Raw genomic sequence first — 639 nt, forward strand, 5'->3', positions numbered from 1 at the left:
TAACGCCTGCATAACACGTTTGCTACGATACAGACTTACCTAAATTTTACCGCCTTAATCACTGAAACTAAAGGCAAACTGACAACGCCGAGTGTAGCAAATCGTGTTGATGCATTTGTTATAACCGTTTTTCCATGCGTGACAAGTCCCAACTCTCACCATCAAATGATAAGCTATGAGTTACCTGCTCAAATTCTACAAAACCCAGTTTTTCGTAACATGAAATCGCTGATTTATTGTGGCTGAAAACACCTAATGTTAGTAAATTAGCTTTGTAATTAACCTCAGCCTTTTCAATAAGTAGCTGTAGCATGGTTTGAGCTAGATTCTGACCTCGATATTCAGGTGAGATAAATACACGGCAGATACGAAACTCATTAACTGAAACTTGATAAAGCTCCACAAAACCAACAGGATTATTCTCAACAGTAAATAGAAATGGAAACACCTGTGACTGCTTACAATGAATTGCAATTTGTTCATGAGTAAGAGGATATTTATAAGCTGGCCCGCCCCATAAATAACAAAGTTTTTCGCTATCTATCCAAGCAGTAAGCTGATCATAGTCCTTATGTTCAAAAGTCTCTAATTCCATGATTTACTCCTGAGGTTATAACGCCTGCATAACACGTTTGCTAC

At 37.9% G+C, this 639-nt stretch carries 1 protein-coding gene; it reads right to left on the reverse strand.

Annotated features, from left to right (window positions below):
* Nucleotides 1-118 precede the first annotated feature (118 nt).
* Complete coding sequence (locus PVK62_RS17480; protein ID WP_274445653.1) at nucleotides 119-595, reverse strand: GNAT family N-acetyltransferase; 477 nt, start codon at nucleotides 593-595, stop codon at nucleotides 119-121.
* Nucleotides 596-639: the final 44 nt, after the last annotated feature.

Origin of the sequence: Aliivibrio sp. S3MY1 (assembly GCF_028765575.1) — a bacterium.
Classification (GTDB): Bacteria; Pseudomonadota; Gammaproteobacteria; order Enterobacterales; family Vibrionaceae; genus Aliivibrio.